The organism is Williamsia deligens, from assembly GCF_024171765.1.
GTDB classification, from domain to species: Bacteria; Actinomycetota; Actinomycetes; order Mycobacteriales; family Mycobacteriaceae; genus Williamsia_A; species Williamsia_A deligens.
The window spans coordinates 285,669-304,417 of the sequence record NZ_JAMTCI010000001.1; the positions used below are offsets into that span (position 1 = coordinate 285,669).

The 18,749-nt window shown below is 71.8% G+C and carries 6 protein-coding genes; 3 read left to right on the plus strand and 3 right to left on the minus strand.

The window, feature by feature from the left end; genetic code table 11:
* The first annotated feature begins 105 nt into the window (after positions 1-105).
* The 3 genes from LX14_RS01415 to LX14_RS01425 all read left to right on the plus strand — a co-directional run bounded on the left by LX14_RS01415 (position 106) and on the right by LX14_RS01425 (position 2,842).
* A complete protein-coding gene (locus LX14_RS01415; RefSeq protein ID WP_253645505.1) occupies positions 106-1,110 on the plus strand; it encodes a methionine ABC transporter ATP-binding protein in 1,005 nt (334 codons plus the stop codon).
* The gene (locus LX14_RS01420; RefSeq protein ID WP_253645506.1) at positions 1,107-1,835 is read left to right on the plus strand and encodes a methionine ABC transporter permease; all 729 of its coding nucleotides are present in this window, start codon (positions 1,107-1,109) and stop codon (positions 1,833-1,835) included. The genes LX14_RS01415 and LX14_RS01420 overlap by 4 nt, the downstream gene beginning before the upstream one ends.
* Positions 1,836-1,927: 92 nt before the next feature.
* A complete protein-coding gene (locus LX14_RS01425) occupies positions 1,928-2,842 on the plus strand; it encodes a MetQ/NlpA family ABC transporter substrate-binding protein (protein ID WP_253645507.1) in 915 nt (304 codons plus the stop codon).
* A 213-nt stretch (positions 2,843-3,055) separates the two neighbouring features.
* On the opposite strand, the gene LX14_RS01430 is transcribed toward LX14_RS01425, so the two are convergent.
* Genes LX14_RS01430 through LX14_RS01440 form a run of 3 tightly spaced genes read right to left on the minus strand, consistent with a single transcriptional unit; the run spans position 3,056 to position 18,677 of the window.
* Positions 3,056-3,838 (minus strand): ABC transporter permease, encoded by a 783-nt coding sequence (locus tag LX14_RS01430; RefSeq protein WP_253647842.1) that lies wholly within the window; start codon positions 3,836-3,838, stop codon positions 3,056-3,058.
* Between the two features lie 2 nt (positions 3,839-3,840).
* Positions 3,841-4,956 carry an ATP-binding cassette domain-containing protein gene (locus tag LX14_RS01435; RefSeq protein ID WP_253645508.1) on the minus strand — a complete coding sequence of 372 codons (1,116 nt, stop codon included), beginning with the start codon at positions 4,954-4,956 and terminating at the stop codon, positions 3,841-3,843.
* Positions 4,953-18,677, minus strand: a complete 13,725-nt coding sequence (locus LX14_RS01440; RefSeq protein ID WP_253645509.1) for a non-ribosomal peptide synthetase — start codon at positions 18,675-18,677, stop codon at positions 4,953-4,955. Before LX14_RS01440 ends, LX14_RS01435 begins: the two co-directional genes overlap by 4 nt.
* Positions 18,678-18,749: the final 72 nt, after the last annotated feature.

Sequence of the window (18,749 nt, forward strand, 5' to 3'; positions counted from 1 at the left end):
TAACGGTTTCCGCAGGTCACAGCACACGGGGCCGCGCATCACCGCACCGGAATCACGCTGATCCCAACGCTGGGAGCGCCGAGGAACCGCCGTGATGATCCTGGCGTGATCGAGATCCAGGGACTCACCAAGACGTTCGGGCACGGCCCGAACGCCGTCACCGTCCTCGACGACATCGACTTCGCCGTCGCCGCGGGGGAGATCTTCGCCGTCGTCGGGCCGTCGGGGGCGGGAAAGTCGACGTTGGCCCAGTGCATCAATCTCCTCGAGCGACCGACGGCGGGGTCCGTCGTCGTCAACGGTGAGCGCCTCACCGACCTCGACGCCGCGGCGCTGCGGGTCGCTCGACGACGTATCGGCACCGTCTTCCAGTCCGCGAACCTGCTCAGTCGTCGTACGGCCGCCGAGAACGTCGCACTCCCCCTCGAGTACCTCGGGGTGACGGCCACGCAGACCCGCGAGCGTGTCGCGGAACTCCTCGACCGTGTGGGGCTCACCGCCCTGGCCGACCGCTATCCCCACCAGCTCTCCGGAGGGCAGCGACAGCGCGTGGGGATCGCCCGTGCGCTCGCCCTGCGCCCCTCGGTGCTGTTGTCCGACGAGGCCACATCGGGTCTCGATCCGGCGACGACCGACTCGTTCCTCGAGCTGCTCACCGAGGTGCGCGACGAACTGGAGATCGCCGTCGTGTTCATCACCCACGAGATGGACACCATCGTCAAGGTCGCCGATCGTGTCGGACGCCTCGACGCGGGGCGCATCGTCGAACAGGGCGCTGTCGTCGACCTCCTCCTCGACCCCGCGTCGGCATTGGGCTCGGCACTGCGCCCCCGCGCCGCGACGACGGCACCCGCACCGGGTACCCGCGCCATCCGCGTCACCCACACCTCGCCCGCGGTGCCCGGCGACTGGATCACCCGCATCGCCGCCACGACGGGCGCGACGCTCACCGTGCTCGGAGGCCACGTCCAGGACGTCGGTGGGATCCCCGTGGGCGAGTGGACGATCGGGGTACCGGACGGCGATGTCGCAGGTGTCGTCGCCGCGGCCGGCCCACTCGGACTCGCCGCCCGACCGCTCGACGCGACCTCCAAGGCGGTCGCGGCATGAGCGCCACGGCCGGTGTCCTCGCGGCCATCACGGTCCCGACGAACGAGATCCCCGGGCTGCTCATCCCGGCCTTCCGCGACACCGTCATCATGGTCGGCATCGTGATGGTGATCGTCGCCGTCGTCGGGGTGCCCCTGGGTGCGATCGTCCACAACCTCGCTCCGGGTGGACTCTTCGAGAACCGGACGCTGCACACCCCGCTCTCGTGGGTCATCAGCATCGGCCGATCGTTGCCGTTCCTGGTGCTGATGACGTCGATCATCCCGTTCACGCGGCTGATCACGGGCACCAACATCGGCATCCCCGCCGCGGTGGTGCCGATGTCGATCGCGGGCATCGCGTTCTTCACCCGCATCGTCGAGAACTCGCTGCGCGGTGTGCCGTCGTCGGTGGTCGCGGCCGCGACGGCGGCGGGCGGGTCGAAGGTCCAGATCATCCGCACCGCACAGATATCCGAGGCGCTGCCGTCGATCGTCGGCGGCCTCACCATCAACACCATCGCGATGATCGAGTACTCGGCCATCGCGGGCACCATCGGCGCCGGCGGTCTCGGATACATCGCGGTCACCTACGGCTACCAGCGGTTCGACCACCAGGTGATGATCGCGACGATCATCACGCTGGTCATCACGGTGGCGATCATCCAGGTCGTCGGCGACGCCCTGGTCCGGTTCCTCTCCCCCGAGCAGTCGGTGCGGTCGGCCCGGTTGCCCTCGAAGGTCTGACCCGACAACGGGTCCGACCCACACGCCACCTCTCATCACACGGACGCGCATCGGGCGTGGCCGTGACCCCCTGCGCACCGAAGGAGACACCCATGACGCAGACCAGCTCCCCCACAACCCCCGACGGCACAGCCGGTTTCGACGTGAAGAGGCGCCGACGCGGTCCGATCGTGATCGGCGTGGTCGTGATCGTCGTCGCGGTCATCGCGGCGTTCGTGGCCTGGCGGGTGGTCGGTTCGGACAGCAAGTCCCCCAACGAGACCGCCGGCGCCACACTGACCGTAGTCACCGCCGAGGGCAATGCCAACGAGCAGGCCCTCGTCGACTACATCGCGAAGAACGTCGCGCCCAAGTACGGCATCAAGGTCGCGTTCAAGGGTCTCGCGGACAGCACCACGCTGAACCGCGCGGTCAGTGACGGCGAGGTGGCCGGCACGATCTACCAGCACAAGCGGTGGCTGTCCCAGGTCCTCGACGCCAACCCCGACTTCAAGGAGGTGGCCGCGACGCCGGTCTTCCGCTGGGGCTTCGGCATCTGGTCGGACAAGTACACCGACGTCTCGCAGCTGCCCAACGACGCCAAGGTCTCGCTCTACTCGGACCCGGCCAACGAGGCCCAGGGCCTGTGGCTGCTCGAGCGTGCCGGCCTCATCACCCTGAAGCCCGGGATCGACAAGTCGCGCGCCACCCAGAACGACATCGCCACCAACCCGAAGAACCTGCAGTTCACGCTGCTCGACTTCGCGGCCCAGTCGCGGGCACTGCCCGACCTCGACGCGACCGTCGGCTACACCGAGTACTACCTGGCCGCGGACATCCCGATCAGCAAGCAGATCTTCGCCCCGGCAGCGCCCGACGAGTTCGCCGGTCAGCTCACCATCGGCACCCGGTGGCAGAACTCCGACAACATCAAGAAGCTCGTCGCCGTGTTCAAGGACCCGGCCGTGCAGGAGTACCTGCGCACCGATCCGACAGTGAAGAACATCCTGCTGCCGCTGCAGGCGTGATCTGAACTCCCGCACGATCCGCGAGCCGCTGACCCTCCCGGGTCGGCGGCTCGCTGCGTCGAGTGGGCGTCCAACCGCCCAACCGACGTCGTTAACCGCCCAACCGACGCGTCCAACCGCCCAACCGACGTCTCCAACCGCCCACTCGAGGGGGTGGGGGTCGGGTCTGGGGTCTGGGGTCGGGGGTGGGGTGGGGTCTGGAGTCGGGGCGGGTCAGCGACTCGCGACGTGGCGGTAGCGCAGCACCGACAGGGACCCGAAGACGACGAGGATCACCAGCGAGCAGCCGATCGAATAGCCCACCGCATGGTCCGCCACCCATCCCGTCGCGGCGGGGAAGCTCGGTGGCGCCGGGTTGTCGAACAGTTGCCGACACGCCGTCGCCACGGCGGTCACCGGGTTCCACTCGGCGATCACACGCAGCGGTCCGGGCAGGCTCTGCGCCGAGATGAACGCGCTCGACAGGAACGTCACCGGGAACAGCCACACGAAACCCACGCTCTGCGCCACCTCGACGGTGCGCGCCATCAACCCGGTCAGCGCACCCACCCAGGACATCGCGAAACCGAACAGCAGCACCACCGCGAACGCGAGCACCGCGTCGCCGAAGCCACCACGGATCCGCCACCCGACCGCGAGCCCACACAGGGCCATCACGGCCACCGAGATGATGCTGACCGCGAGATCGGAGACGGTGCGGCCGAGCACCACGGCGATCCGCGACATCGGCAGCGACCGGAACCGGTCGACGATGCCGTCCTGCAGGTCGCCCGCGAGCCCGACCGTGGTGAACGCGGCGTTGAACGCGACTGTCTGGGTGAAGATCCCCGCCATCAGGTACTCGCGGTAGGAACCGCCCCCGAACGTGGCACCGAAGACGTACGCGAACAGGAAGACGAACATCAGCGGCTGCAGCGTCGCACTGACCAGCAGTGTCGGCACCCGCCGGATGGTGATGAGGTTGCGCTCGGCCATCATCACGCTGTCGGACACCACGCTCATGCGTCGACCTCCTTCTCGGCGGTGAGGGTCAGGAAGACGTCGTCGAGGGTCGGCGCGGACACGGTGGCGTCGACGACGCCCACGCCCGCCGAGGTCAGCTCGGCGACAGCGGCTGCAGCCGAACGGGTCCCGTCGTCGACAGCGACCGTCCATGTCGACGCCGCGTCGGTGGCAGCAGGTGCTGCGATGCCGACCCGCGACAGCACGTCGGTGACCGTCGTCGAGTCGGCGTCCGCGGCGACCTCGACGGTGAGGAACGACTGCGTGATCGTCGACTTGAGCTCCGCCGCCGTGCCGTGCGCGATCACCGCGCCCTTGTCGATCACGGTGATCTCGTCCGCGAGTGTGTCGGCCTCCTCGAGGTACTGCGTCGTCAGCAGCACCGTGGTCCCGCCGGTGACGAGATCGGTGATGAGCGACCACATGTCGCGGCGACCGCGCGGGTCGAGGCCCGTCGTCGGCTCGTCGAGGATGACCAGGCGCGGCCGGGCGACCAGAGCCCCCGCGAGGTCGATACGACGTCGCATGCCGCCGGAGAAGGTCCGTGTCGGCCGGTCGGCGACGTCGGCGAGGCGGAAGTCGTCGAGGAGTTCCCGCGCGCGCACCCCCGCGGCGCGACGACCCATCCCGTAGAGACGTCCGACCATGCTCAGGTTCTCGAACGCGGTGAGGTTGCCGTCGACCGCGGCGTACTGGCCGGAGACACCGATCGCCTTCCGCACGGCGACCGCCTCCCGGCCGACGTCGTGTCCGAGGACGCGCACGGTGCCGCCGTCGGGCGCGAGCAGCGTGGAGATGATCCGGACGGTCGTCGTCTTCCCGGCACCGTTGGGACCGAGGAGCGCGTGCACCGTCCCGGCGCGCACGTCCAGGTCGACACCGTCGAGGGCGACGTGGGTGGACGCCGACCGCCCCAGTCCCCCACCGAAGACCTTGCGCAGCCCCCGGATCGACACCGCGATGTCATCACCGGCGGCGGAGCCCTGGGCGGGCGAGTCCTCGGGGTCGGTGGTCGGAGTGGGGTCGTCGACCGGCGCGGGGTCCGCGGAGGGCCGGGAGGCCGCCCGTCGCTCCCAGGGTGCGCGGTCGTCGGTGGTGTCCGTCGCGGTCATGCGCGGTGCCGTCCTGTCGTCGTCGCGTCATCGGTCAGTTCCCCCGCCGCCTGGTCGCCCGCCATCTGCTGCACCATCTCCCGATCCGCCATCACCCGGGGCGCCCACTGCGCCACGACCTCGGGATCGAGCAGATCGCGGTGGCGTGCCTGCACGACGACCTCGGTGATGTCGCCGGCGACGACGTCCCGCCAGTCCTCGACCGCGGGACCCGCCAGGGGTTCGACTGCGGCGGTGACGAAGACGACGTCGTGGTCGATCGCCGACGGCCGCCACCGTGCGGCGACAGCGGTGGCGTGGCGGTAGGCCGCGTACAGCGATTCGAGCGTCTCGACCGGCAGCTGCGCGATCGGCCCCGGGACGTCGTGGAGCAGTTCATGTGCTTGCGCCACCGTCAGATCCGGGTCCACGTCGTCGCCGTCTGCCACCCCGAACTCGACGACGAGGTCGGCCACCGACGGCGCCTCCTCCCACCCCGGGTGATCGGCGACGACGTAGGTGTCGAGGAGCGTGAGTGACGCGACCGGCGGACCACCGTCGTCGAGGCGGCAGGCGATCTCGGCCGCGAGCATCCCTCCCAGCGACCACCCGAGAAGGTGGACGGGACCGGTCGGGACGAGTTCGCGGATGCCGGCGACATGCCGCTCGGCGAGGTCGGCCAGCGACGCCGCGGGGTCCTCGCCGGAGAGGGCGGGGTTCTGCAGTCCGTAGACGGCCCCGCCGGGCGGGACATGCGGGAGGAGCGCGGTGTACGACCACGCCAGTCCGATGGCGGGATGCACCAGGATCGTCGGGATGTCGTCCTGTGCCGCGTCGGGGTCTCCTGGTCGCAGCACGATCACCGGGCTGAGCCCGGCCGGCCCGGCACCCACCTGCACACCGTCGATACGCCAGGCCAGCTCCTCCGGTGTCGACGCGGCGAAGACCCACGCCACCGCGACGTCGACGCCACTGCGGCGGCGCATCTCGGTGACCGCTGTCGTCGCGGTCAGCGACGTCCCGCCGAGGTCGAAGAACCCGTCCGTCGCGGAGACCCGGTCCACCGCCAGCACGTCCGCGAACACCTCGGCGACCATCGACTCGGTCCCCGGGCGTGGCGGCCGACCACCAGCCGAGCGTGCGGCCGGGGCGGGCAGGGCAGCCCGGTCGATCTTGCCCGCCGGGGTCGTCGGGATCGCATCGATCACGACGACGGAGGCGGGCACCATGTGGCGCGGGAGGCGACGGGCGGCGAACCCCCGGACGTCGGAGGACAACTCGGTCCGGTCGGCATCGGGGTCGGCGGGCACCACATGGGTGACCAACCGCGCCTCGGCGCCGTCGCCGAACACCGTGGTGACGACGCGCCGCACGCCGCCGTGCTCGGCGACGACCGCGTCGATCTCGCCGGGCTCGACCCGGAAGCCCCGCACCTTGACCTGCCGGTCCGCGCGGTCGACGTACTCCAGGGTCCCGGAGCTGTTCCAGCGCACCAGATCACCGGTGCGGTACATGCGCTCACCGGGGCGTCCGACGGTCGCTGCGACGAAGCTCGAGGCCGTCAGGCCGGGTCGCCCGTGGTAGGCCTGCGCCACACCGTCCCCGAGGATGTACAGCTCGCCGACGACTCCGACGGGAACGGGGTGCAGGCGCCGGTCGAGCACCGCGAGCTGCTCGCCGCGGTTCGGGCCACCCATGTCGATCGGGGCGCCGGGGCGCAGGGGCGCGCTGAGCGCACTGAAGACTGTCGCCTCGGTGGGGCCGTACGCATTGAGCATCCGCCGCTCCCCCGCCCACCGACGGACCAGCGCGTCACCGAAGCCCTCGCCGCCGACGACGACGGTCCGCACCGACGGGAGGTCCTCCGGTTCGAGACCGTCCAGCGCGGCGGGGGTGAGGAATGCCGTTGTCACCGACCGGGTGCGGAGCACCTCGGTCAGCGGCGCGCCCCCGTAGACGTCGGTGGGGACCACCACCAGCGTCGCGGGCCCCGCGAGTGCCATCAGCATCTCGAGGACCGACGCGTCGAAGCTCGGTGAGGCGAAGTGGGACACCAGGTCCCCGTGCCCGACCTGCGCCCGCTCCCCCAGCTCGTCGCGGATCCCGGCCAGACCCCGATGACCCACCACGACGCCCTTGGGCAGCCCGGTGGATCCGGAGGTGTAGATCACGTAGGCGCCGCCGGCGAGCGGGATGTCGATGTCGGACAGGAGATCCGGGGACTCCTCGGCGATCGCGGCCATCGTCGACGGCTCGTCGGGGACGACCCAGCCCACGCCGGTCGGGAGGTCGGCCACATGGTCGGCGGTGGTCACGCCGATCGTCACCCCGCTGTCCTCACACATGTGCACGATGCGGGGTGCCGGGTACATGGGGTCCACGGGGAGCCAGGCCGCGCCGGTCTTCGCGATTCCCCAGATCGCGGCGACGGCGTAGGCCGATCGCGGGATCGCCATCGCGACGACGTCACCCACCCCGACGCCGAGTCCGCGCAGATGGCGCGCGAGACGTGTGGTGTGCGCGTCGAGCGCCCGGTAGGTGATCGATCCGTCCTCGTCGACGACGGCGATGCCGTCGGGGTCGGCCGCGACCGCCTCGGCGATGATCGCCGGGAACGTCCGCGGCGCAGCGGCGGTCGCTCCTGATGCCGGCGCCAGGCCGGCGAGCTCGTCCGCGGCGGTCACCGCGATGTCGCCGACGGCGACGTCGGACCGCGGATCGGCGGTCACTGTCGTGAGCACCCGGATCAGACAGTCGACGAAGGCCTCGACGGTCGTGGCGTCATAGAGCTCGCGCGCGTAGACGACCTCGATCCCGCCCGACGCCGCCGCGGGCGACAGGCCCTGCACCGTGACCTGCAGGTCGAATTTCGCGGCCCCGGTGTCGAGTTCGCGGGTCGTGACCCCGGGAACCCCGGCCACGTCCAGCGATCCGGCCTCGGCCAGATCGTGCACCGACAGCGCGATCTGGACCAGCGGGGTCCGACCCTCGACCCGCTCGGGGTTGACGGCCGCGACGACGTCGTCGAACGGGATGTCCGCGGCGTCGAGGTCGTCGAGGTCGGCGTCACGGACCGCCGCGAGGAGCTCGCCCAGTGGCCGGTCGGGGCGGATCTCGGTCCGCAGGGCGACGGTGTTGACGAACATACCCACGATGCGCGCGAGGTCCGGGTGATCGCGCCCGGCGACCGGGGTGCCGACGACCACGTCGTCCCCGACGCCGACGCGGTGCAGGAGCACCGCGAGCGCGGCGTGCACGACGACGAACGGGCTCCCCGAGATCGACCGGGCCGCAGCGGAGATCGCGGACCGGAGGTCGCGGTCGAGGGTGCGTCGCACCACCGCGGTCGTGTGCACCCCCGGCCGACGCGGATGGTCGGGTGGCAGGGTCGACTCCGCCGGTGCGTCCTGCAGGCGGGTGCGCCAGCGGGCGAGACGCGTGGCGGCGAGGGTGCCGGCTACGTCGGGGTCGCCGAGATCGGCGACCTGGCGTCGCGCGTGGTCGAGGTAGCTGAGCGGTGCCTGGACCAGCGCTGGGACCGCGCCCGCTGCCCGTGCCGTGTAGGCGGTGAACAGATCCTCGACGAGGACCGGCAGCGACCAGCCGTCGGCCGCGATGTGGTGCACGACGATCACGAGGTCGGTCCCGACCGGTGTCCTGATGACGGTGACCCGCAGCGGACGCTCGGTGGTGAGATCGAAACCGCGGTGCGCGTCGGATCCCGCAAGGCGGGCGGCCGTATCCACATCGTGGGCGTCGACGATCCGGATGACGTCGGCGGTGCCCTCGACGCTGCGGACCTGTTGGACCGGCGTGCCGTCGACGACGGGGAACGTGGTCCGGAGAGCGGCGTGGGTGCGGCACACGTCGAGCCACGCGGCGCGCAGGGCTTCGATGTCCATCTCGCCGTCGATGCCGATCACCAGGGGGACGTTGTAGGCGGGCGACACCGGGTCCGCGGCCTGCAGCGTCCACAGGCGGCGCTGGGCCGGCGCGAGCGGACCGGTGTCCGCCGGGACTACCGCTGGCTCCGGCGGTGCCGACCGCGTCACCTCCGACGAGACCGCCTCCGGCGTCGGGTCACCGCCGAGAAGGGCCGCCAACTCTCCGACGGTGGGGTGGTCGAACAGGTCGCGGACCCGGACGCCCACCCCGGTCCTCTCGGCGAGGACGGCGACCACCTGGGTCGCGACGAGCGACGTCCCGCCGAGGTCGAAGAAGTCGTCGTCGAGGCCGATGGGATGGGCGGCGTCGAATCCCGGTATCGCGGCGGCGAACGCCTCGGCGACCGCGATCTCCGCGGGCGACAGGGGTTGCCGGAACGGCTGATCGGCCTCCGCGACGGTCGGGGCCGGCAGTGCGGCCCGGTCCACCTTGCCGTTGCCCGTCCGGGGGATCTCGTCGACGACGGTGATGGCCGACGGCACCGACTGCCGTGGCAGCAGCGCGGAGACGTGGCGGCGCAGGGCTGCGGTGTCCACGCCTCTGCGCGCGTCGACGGGCACCACCCAGCTCGCGATGACGGCGTCCTGGGCCTGTCCGTGCACGGCGGTGACCGCGGTGCGGACGTCGCCGTGGCGCTCGAGCGCGGCGTCGATCTCGCCGAGTTCGATGCGGAAGCCGCGCACCTTCACCTGGGAGTCGTTGCGGCCCAGGTAGGTGAGACGTCCGGCGCGGTCGTAGGAGACGACGTCGCCGGTGCGGTACATCACGCCACCCGGGCGGGTCGGGTCGGCGATGAACCGCGCCGCCGTCAGGTCCGGACGTCCGAGATACCCCTGGGCGACACCCCGACCGGCGAGGTACAGCTCGCCGGGGACCGAGGCGGGGACCGCACGCAGTGCCCCGTCGAGGACGTGCGCCGCCATACCGGCGATGGGCGACCCGATGGCGACCGGTGCGCCGGGCGTCACCTCCCCCATCACCGCGACGACCGTCGTCTCCGTCGGCCCGTAGGCGTCGATGACGGTGCGCCCGGGTCCGAACCGGGCCAGCAGTTCCGGTGTCGGCGACTCCCCACCGACGGCGACGGTCCGCAGCGCGGGGAGGTCCTCGTGGGGCACGGTGGCCAGCGCGGCCGGGGTCACGAACGCATGGCTGATGTCGTTGTCCCGCATCAGGTCCGCGAGTTCGCGTCCCCCGACGACCGTCGTCGGCACCACCACCAGCGCGGCCGACGTCTCGAGCGCGAGGAGGATCTCGAGGACGGAGGCGTCGAAGCTCGGTGACGCGAAATGCAGGACACGGGAGCGCCTGTCGGTGCCGTACCGACGTCGCTGCTCGGCGGACAGCGCCGACAGTCCGCGATGGGTCACCTCCACGCCCTTCGGGGTGCCGGTGGATCCCGAGGTGTAGATGACGTAGGCGACGGCGCTGGGGTGGAGCGGCCCCAGCCGGTGGCGGTCGTCGACGGGACCGTCGGCGAAGGTCGCCACGACGGTCGCGACCGGCGAGTCCGCGTCGACCGTCATCCACCGCGTCTGCGTGGGGAGGGCCGGGACGTGGGCGCTGCGGGTGATGCCCAGTCGCACCTGCGCATCGGAGAGCATGTGCGCGATACGCGCCGAGGGATAGGCGGGATCGACGGGGAGGAACGCCGCCCCGGTCTTGGCCACCGCCCAGAGCGCGACGAGGCAGTCGATGCCGCGCTCCACCGCGACGGCGACCCGGTCCCCCGGACCGACGCCCTGGCCGATGAGCAGTCGCGCCCACCGGTTCGACGTCGCGTCGAGCTCGAGATACCCGATCTCCCGTCCGGTGGCCGGTTCGACCGCCGACGACGACCGCGGTGCCGCCGCCACCGCGGCGGCGAGCATCTCCGGCAGCGTCCGCATCCGTGGAACAGCGTCGGCCGAGACGATCGGCGCGCGCTGCCGTTCCTCCGCACGGGTGAGCACACGCAGGTCGGCGATGTCCGTCGCGGGATCGGCGACGACCTGGTCGACGACGTCGAGGAACCGATCGACGAGGTCGCGGACGGTGTCGCCGTCGAAGACGTCGGTGGCGTAGGTGAAGCGCATCGCCGACCCGCTGACCCGCAGCTCGAGATCGAAGCGGGCGGCGCCGGTCTCGACCTCCCGGACACCGACCTCGACGTCGCCGAGCGCGATGGGTGCGAACTCGGCGTCGGTGAAGCTCAGCGCGACGGCGAACAACGGGTGCGACCCCGACGACCGGTCGGGGGCGAGCGCGGTCACGAGCGTGTCGAAGGGCAGGTCGGCACGGGTCAGCGCCTCGACATCGGTCGCACCGACGCGGTCGAGGAGGTCGGCGAACGAGATCGACGACGGAACCGGTGTCCGGAGCACCACGGTGTTGACGAACATCCCCACCAGGTCGGCGAGGTCCGTGGCTGCCCGTCCGGCGACCGGGGTCCCGATGACCACGTCGGCGGGTTCGCGGTCGAGCGTCACCGCCGGATCGGTCGACAACCGTGCCAGCACGGCGGCGAACACCGTGTGCACCACCATGAACGGACTCAGCCCGTGCGCGCTCGCCAGTCGTCGCAGCGCAGTGAGGCGGACGCCACCGAGGTCGGCGTCGACGGTGCCGCTGGTGGGTTCGGCAGCGGCGGTGCGGGTTCTGTCGGTGGGCAACGACACCCGCGTCGGGAGTCCCGCGAGGGCGTCGGTCCACCAGGCGAGGAGCTCGGCGGCCCGGCTGGTGGGGTCGGCGGGATCGCCGAGGGTCTGCTCCATCCAGTCCGCGTAGTCGCGGTAGGTGACCGGCAGGGGGTCCCAGGCGGGGATCTCGCCCACGGTGCGCGCCGAGTAGGCCGTGGCGATGTCGCGGGCCAGCGGTCCCATCGACCATCCGTCGGCGGCGATGTGGTGGATGGTGAGCGCCAGCTCGTGACGGGTGTCGGGACCGGGGATGTGGACGAGGTGCGCCCGCAGCGGCGGGTCGACGCGCAGGTCGAACGGGTGCCGGGCGAGGTCGATGTGGCGCCGTCGGGCATCCGCGTCGTCGTGGGCCTCCACCACGCCGATCGGATCGACCGCATCCGCCGCGTCGAGCACCGTGGGCACAGGTGTCCCCGCGTGGTCGGGGAAGACGGTGCGCAACGGCTCATGTCGTCCCACCACGTCCCGCACGGCCGCGGACAACGCGTCCACGTCCACCTCTCCGTGCAGCTCGACGACGAACGCGATGGTGTACGAACCGCTCTCGGGCTCGAGGCGGTTGAGGAACCACAGGCGTCGCTGGGCCGGTGAGCAGACGCCCTCGTCGGCACGCCGCTCGACGTGCGTGATCGGCACCAGCGAGCTGCCGCCGAACGGATCACCCGTCGTCAGCGGGCCGCGCATCCTGCCGTCGAGTCGCGCGGCCATCGTCGCGACGCTGGGCGTCTCGAACAGCGCACGAACACCGAGCCGTTCGCCGACGGCGGCCTCCACCGACGCCATCACCGTGGTCGCGGTCAGCGACGTCCCGCCGAGGTCGAAGAAGCTGGTGTCGCGGTCGATCTCGTGGACGTCGACCCCGAGCGCCGTCGCGAAGATCTCGGCGAGGCGGTGTTCGACGTCGTCCCGTGGCTGGGCGACGACCGCGGACACCGGCGCCGGGGCGGGGAGGGCGTCGAGGTCGACCTTGCCCGCCGGTGTCGTCGGGATGGCGTCGATCACGGTGACGCTGCCCGGCACCATGTGCGCCGGGAGTGTCTGTCCGACGGCGGACCGCACGGCGGGTCCGTCGGCGTCGGTCGCCTCGGACGGCGCGGGGACCACGTACGCGACGAGCCTGTCGTTGCCATCGGGGCCGGGGGCGGTGGTGGTGACGGCGTCGGCGACCTGGGGCAGTGCGGCCAGCGCGGCGTCGATCTCGCCGAGCTCGATGCGGAAGCCGCGGATCTTGACCTGGCCGTCGCCGCGGCCGACGAACTCGAGTGCGTCGTCGGACACCCACCGGACCTTGTCGCCCGTGCGGTACATCCGGGTGCCCGGTTCGCCGAAGGGGTTGGCCACGAACGTCGTCGAGGTCCGCCGCTGCCGGTCGTGATACCCGCGGGCGAGTTGCGTACCGGTCAGGTACATCTCGCCGACAGCCCCGGGAGGAACCGGCATCAACCGCTCGTCGAGGACCATGACGCCGATCCCCCGGACCGGCCCGCCGATGGTCACCGGATCGCCCGGTCGGAGTGCGTCGGAGATGGTGGCCACCACGGTCGCCTCGGTGGGCCCGTAGGCGTTGAACACCTGGTGGTGTTGCGCCCACTCCTCGACAACACGCGGGTTCGGGGCCTCCCCACCGACGATGACGACCTCGAGGTCGGGCAGTCCGGGCGTGATGGTCGCGAGCACCGACGGTGTGAGGAACGCGTGGGTGATCCGTTCCTTGCGGAGCAACTCCTCGAGGTCACGCCCGCCGACGATCTCCGGTGGTGCGATCACCATCGTCGCCGCGGCCCCGACGGCGAGCAGGTTCTCCAACAGGGAGGCGTCGAAGCTCGGCGAGGCGAACTGCAGTGTGCGGCTCGCGGGTCCGGCGGTGAAACGCACCAGCTGCTCGGCGGCGAAGTTGGCCAGACCGCGGTGGCTGACGATCACACCCTTGGGCACACCGGTCGTGCCCGAGGTGTAGATGAGGTAGGCCGGGTTGTCGACCGAGACCGGCATCGCCCGCTCGCTGTCGGTGACGGGCACCGACGGATCGATCCCGACGGCCGCGGCGAGCTCCGAACACCGTTCGCCGTCCACGTCGAGTTCGCGGACATCGACGGTGTGCGCCACGCCGTCGCCCGCCGTGAGACACAGGCGCGCACCGGAATCGGCGAGCATGTGGTCGACCCTGTCGACGGGGTAGTGCGGATCGACCGGGACCCAGGCCGCGCCGGCCTTGCTCACCGCCCAGATCGCGGTGACCCATTCCACCGACCGCGCCATGGCGACGGCCACGTAGTCCTCGGGGCCCACCCCGAGTCCGATCAGCACGCGGGCGAGCGTCGTCGAGCGCTGGTCCAGATCGGCGTAGGTGACCTCGCTGTCCCGGAAGCGGACCGCCACGGCGTCGGGATCGACGGAGACCGCGTCGGCGACCATCTCCGCGAACGTCACGGCCCGTCGCGGCGCGAGTCCGCTGGCGGGGACCAGCGAGGCACGTTCGTGGCGGTGGAGCACCGGGATGTCCCCGATGACGTGGTCCGGGTCGCCGGCGACGGCGACGGCGATCCACCGCAGCCTGTCCCCGAGGTCGGCCACGGTCGACTCGTCGAAGAGGTCCGTGGCGTAGCCGATCTCGACGGACATCCCGTCCGGCCGGCCGGTGTGGTCCCGGTTCTCGACGGCCGTGAACTCGAGATCGAATTTCGCGGTCGGGGTGGGGATCGGCTCCGCCCGCACGTCCAGACCCGCGAAATCGAGGGGTACGCGTGCCGTCTCCTCGAGGGCGACGCTCACCGAGAACAACGGGTGTCGTCCGGGCACGCGCGGCGGGTTCACGATCTCCACGACGCGGTCGAACGGCAGGTCCGCGTTGTCGAGTGCGGCGAGATCCGCGCCGCGGCAGCGGTCGAGGACCTCGCGGAACGTCTCGTGCCTGGTGGTCGCGACCCGCAGCGTGACGGTGTTGACGAACATGCCGACGAGCGGGTCGAGGGCGGGATCGGCCCGACCGCCCACCGGTGTGCCCACCACGACGTCGTCCTCGGCGGAGAGGCGGCGGAGCAGCACGGCGACCAGCGCGTGGACGACGGTGAACATCCCGACGTCGCAGTCCGTGGCGAGCTCCGCGAGCCGGGTGTGGGTGGTGGGTGTCAGCGCCACCCGCACGGTCGCGCCGCCCGCGTGCCCCGCGGGGTCCCGGGGCCGGTCGACGGGGAGCTCGGTCTCGGCCGGCACGCCGTCGAGCTGACGCCGCCAGAACGCCGCCTGCGCGGACGCCAGGGAGCCGGAGACGGTCTCGTCACCGAGCCGCTCCCACTGCCACAGCGTCACATCCGCGTACTGCACGGGCAGCGGCTCCCACGCCGGGACCTCACCGCGGCTGCGCGCGGAGTAGGCGGTGGCGAGGTCGAGCGCGAGCGGCCGCAACGACAGGCCGTCGGCGGCCGCGTGGTGCAGGGCCACGACGAGGCGGTGATCCGACGGTCGGCCCGCCGACGACGGCGAGGTGACGAGGGCGGCCCGGATCGGGAGATCACGTGTCAGATCGACCGGGCGCGCGACGAATTCGTCGTCGTCGAGACTCCCGTGCACCTCGAGGATCCGACCCGGGTCCGGCAGGACCACCTGATGGGGTCCGTCGGCGTCGAGGGGGAGGATCGTCCGCAGCGCCTCGTGACGGTCGACGACATCGTCGAACGCCTGACGCATCGCCTCGACGTCGAGCACAGCGGCGATGCGCAGTCGGAACGGGATCACATAGGCCGACGGCGCCTCCCGCGCGAGCAGCCAGATGCGGTGCTGGGCGGGCGAGAGCGGGATCCGATCGGGTCGGGGGCCCGCGATCGGGCCGGTGTCCGCGATCGGGCCGGTGTCCGCCGCGAGGCCGTCCACGGTCACGCCGGCTGCGGCCAGGGCACCGGAGAGTCGCCGGGGGCTCGGATTGTCGAACACATCCCGGATCCCGACGCGATGGCCGAGGACCGTGGACAGCCGGCCGGCCAGACGGGTGGCGGTGAGCGAGTTGCCCCCGGCGTCGAAGAAGGAGGTGGTGGCGCCCAGTGCCGGCACCCCCAGCACGTCGGCGAACTCGTCGGCCACCGCCCGCTCCAGCTCACCGGCCGGGGAGTCGTCATCGTCCGTGAGCGCGATCGTCATCTGCGGTGCGGGCAGCGCCCGCCGGTCGAGCTTCCCGTTCGGCGTGGTGGGCAGCGCATCGAGCACCATGACGACCGCCGGCACCATGAACGCCGGGACACGACCGGACATGCTGTCGCGCAACGCAGTCGGGTCGACGACGTGTCCCGTCGCCGCGGTGATGTAGGCGACCAACATCTGTTCGTCCGGTGTGGCCCCGCGGGCGATCACCACCGCGTCACGGACGGCGGGATCCGCGGCGAGCGCGGCCTCCACCTCGCCGGGTTCGATCCGCTGGCCCCGGATCTTGACCTGGAAGTCGCTGCGACCGATGTAGACGATGTCGCCGGAGGCGTCGAGCCGCACCAGATCGCCGGTGCGGTACATCCGCGATCCCGCGCCTGCGGGGTCGGCGACGAACCGGTCGGCGGTGAGATCGGGACGCGACAGGTATCCGCGCGCGAGCTGCACCCCCGTCAGGTACAGCTCACCGACGACGCCCGGCGGTGTCGGACGCAGCCGCGCGTCGAGGATGCGTGCCCCGGTGTTCCACACCGGTCGCCCGATCGGGACCGGTGACCGGTGCGGGTCGACCGCGTCGGCGTGGGTCACGTCGATGGCGGCCTCGGTGGGGCCGTAGAGATTGTGGACCGGCGCCGACGACACCCGTGCGAACGCCGCGACCACCGCCGACGGGAGCGCCTCGCCGCTGGTGATCACCATCCGCAGGCTGTCCAGGGCAACGCCGTCGTCGGACCCTGGACCCGCCCCGGCCTCTCCGACCGTGGCCACGAACGTCGCCAGCATCGACGGCACGAAGTGCGCGACCGTGACCCCCAGGCCCGCGATGGCGCGCGACAGATAGCGCGGGTCGCGGTGTCCGTCGGGGGTGGCCACCGCGAGGGTCGCTCCGGTCGCCGCCGGCCACAGGAACTCCCACACGGAGACGTCGAACGTGGCGGGGGTCTTCTGCAGCACGACGTCGTCGACACCGAGCCGGTAGCGGTCCTGCATCCACTCCAGGCGGTTCACGATGCCCGCGTGGATGACGCCGACGCCTTTCGGCCGGCCCGTGGACCCGGAGGTGAAGAGCACGTAGGCGAGATCGTCCGGGGACGGCTCGCGTCGGCGGTGGACGTCGGCGGCATCCACCTGCGCACCGTCGTCCACCGCCGCCCGGTGTGCGAGGTCACCGATGTCGACGGCGACGGTTCGGGGGCCGTCGACGTCGCGGATCGCCTGCGCCGCGGTCAGTTCGGTGACCAGCACCGCGATCGGTTGTGCAGTCGCCAGGACGTGTCGCAACCGGTCCGGCGGTTCGTCGACCGCGACGGGCAGGAACGCGGCACCCGATCGGACCACGGCGAGTACTGCGACGAACTGGGCGACGCTGCGCGGCACCATGATCCCGACCACGTCGCCGGGACCGACCCCCGTGGCCGCGAGATCCGACGCGAGGGCGACCACGAGTGTCTCGAGTCGGGCGTGGTCGAGGGCGACGCCGGGCTCTCCGTCGGCGTCGGTGGTGACCACCGCGGCACCTCCCCCGGCGATCCCCGCTGCTCGACCGTGGGCGAGCAGGTCGACGAGGGTCCTCGCCCGCACCGGATGTGCTGTGGCCGAGAGGAGGTCGAGCGTGCGCCGTTCGTCCTCGGTGGCCGAGTCCAGGTGCGCGAGGGTCACGCCGTCCGCCGCGGCGACGAACGCGTCGAGGTGTTCCAGGAACCGCGTGAGTGCGGCCCGCACCTCCGATCGCGCATATCGACGCGGGTTGGCCTCGAGATCGACCTGGATCGAGCCGTCCAGCGACTCGTGCACGTTGCACGAGAGGTCCTCCACCGGACCGGTGGTCAGCACGTGGACGACGCCGGCGGTGGCACCGAAGTCGATCTCGCGCAGGAACATCATGACGTTGACCATCGGTCCGAAGAACCCGCGGGCCACCCGGGACCCCGTCTCGGCCATGTCCCGGGCGATGTCCTCGTGCCGGTATCGCTGGTGGCGCAGGGCCGAGCGGATCGCGGCGTCGGTCCCGGCGACGCAGTCGTGCACTGTCGCCGCGGGGCGGGCGGAGAGGACGAGCGGGACGACGTTGGAGGTCAGTCCCGCCGAGCGGCGGAGCGCGTCGGAGGTGCGCGCCATCACCGGCAGGCTGATCATCACCTCGTCGCGGTCGGTGACGGCGGCGAGGTGGGTCGCGAACGCGGCGGTCACCACCGACGCGGTCCGCACCGACTGCGCTTGCGCGCGGGTACGCAGCGCCTCGGTCGATGTCGTCGACAAGGTCGCCGACTCCGTCAGCGAGAGTTCGGCGTCGGCACCCGAGCCCCCCGGGCGGAGCGCGTCGGCGAGGGCCACGACCTCGGGCGCCCGGGCGGCGACCTCCCGCCAGAACGCGCGGTCGGCGACGAGGTCGTCGGAGGCGCGGTAGTCCCGGTCGATGTCCGAGATGTTGCGCATGGTAAGCGCTTCCACGGGCGGCGCGGGCGCGTGACCGGTCAGTTCGCCGTAGCACTGGCCGACGCGGATGAGCATCAGGGCCGCCGCGTACCCGTCGAGGACGATGTGGTTGCCGCGGGCGTAGAGGATGTCGTGGTCGGGTCCGAGCCGCAGCACGATCATCGACACCAGCGGCTCGGCGACGAGGTCGACCGGAGCACTGCGGTGCACGTCCATCAGGAACCTGGCCGCGCCCCGGGGATCGGGCTCGGCGCGCAGGTCCACGACCTCCACGGGTATGTCGGCGTCGTGGTCCACCGCGAGACGGACGGGGAGGTCCTCGTCGGGGTCCGCCCCGTCACGGTCGGGGGCATCGCGGTCGGGGGCATCGGTCACGTCGACGACGGTCAGCAACGGCGACTGCATCTCACGGGCGGTACGAGCGACGGCAGCATGCACCGCGTCGACGTCGAGGGTCGTGGGGAACTCGAGGAAGAAGGCGATCGACATCGGGGTGTCGGGGGCCACCTCGTGGGCGAACCACACCCCGCGCTGGGCAGCGGTCATCGGCACGACCTCGAGGCGCTGACGCCCGTCCACGCCGACCTCCCACGCAACCGGTTCCGCCGGTGTCGTCGC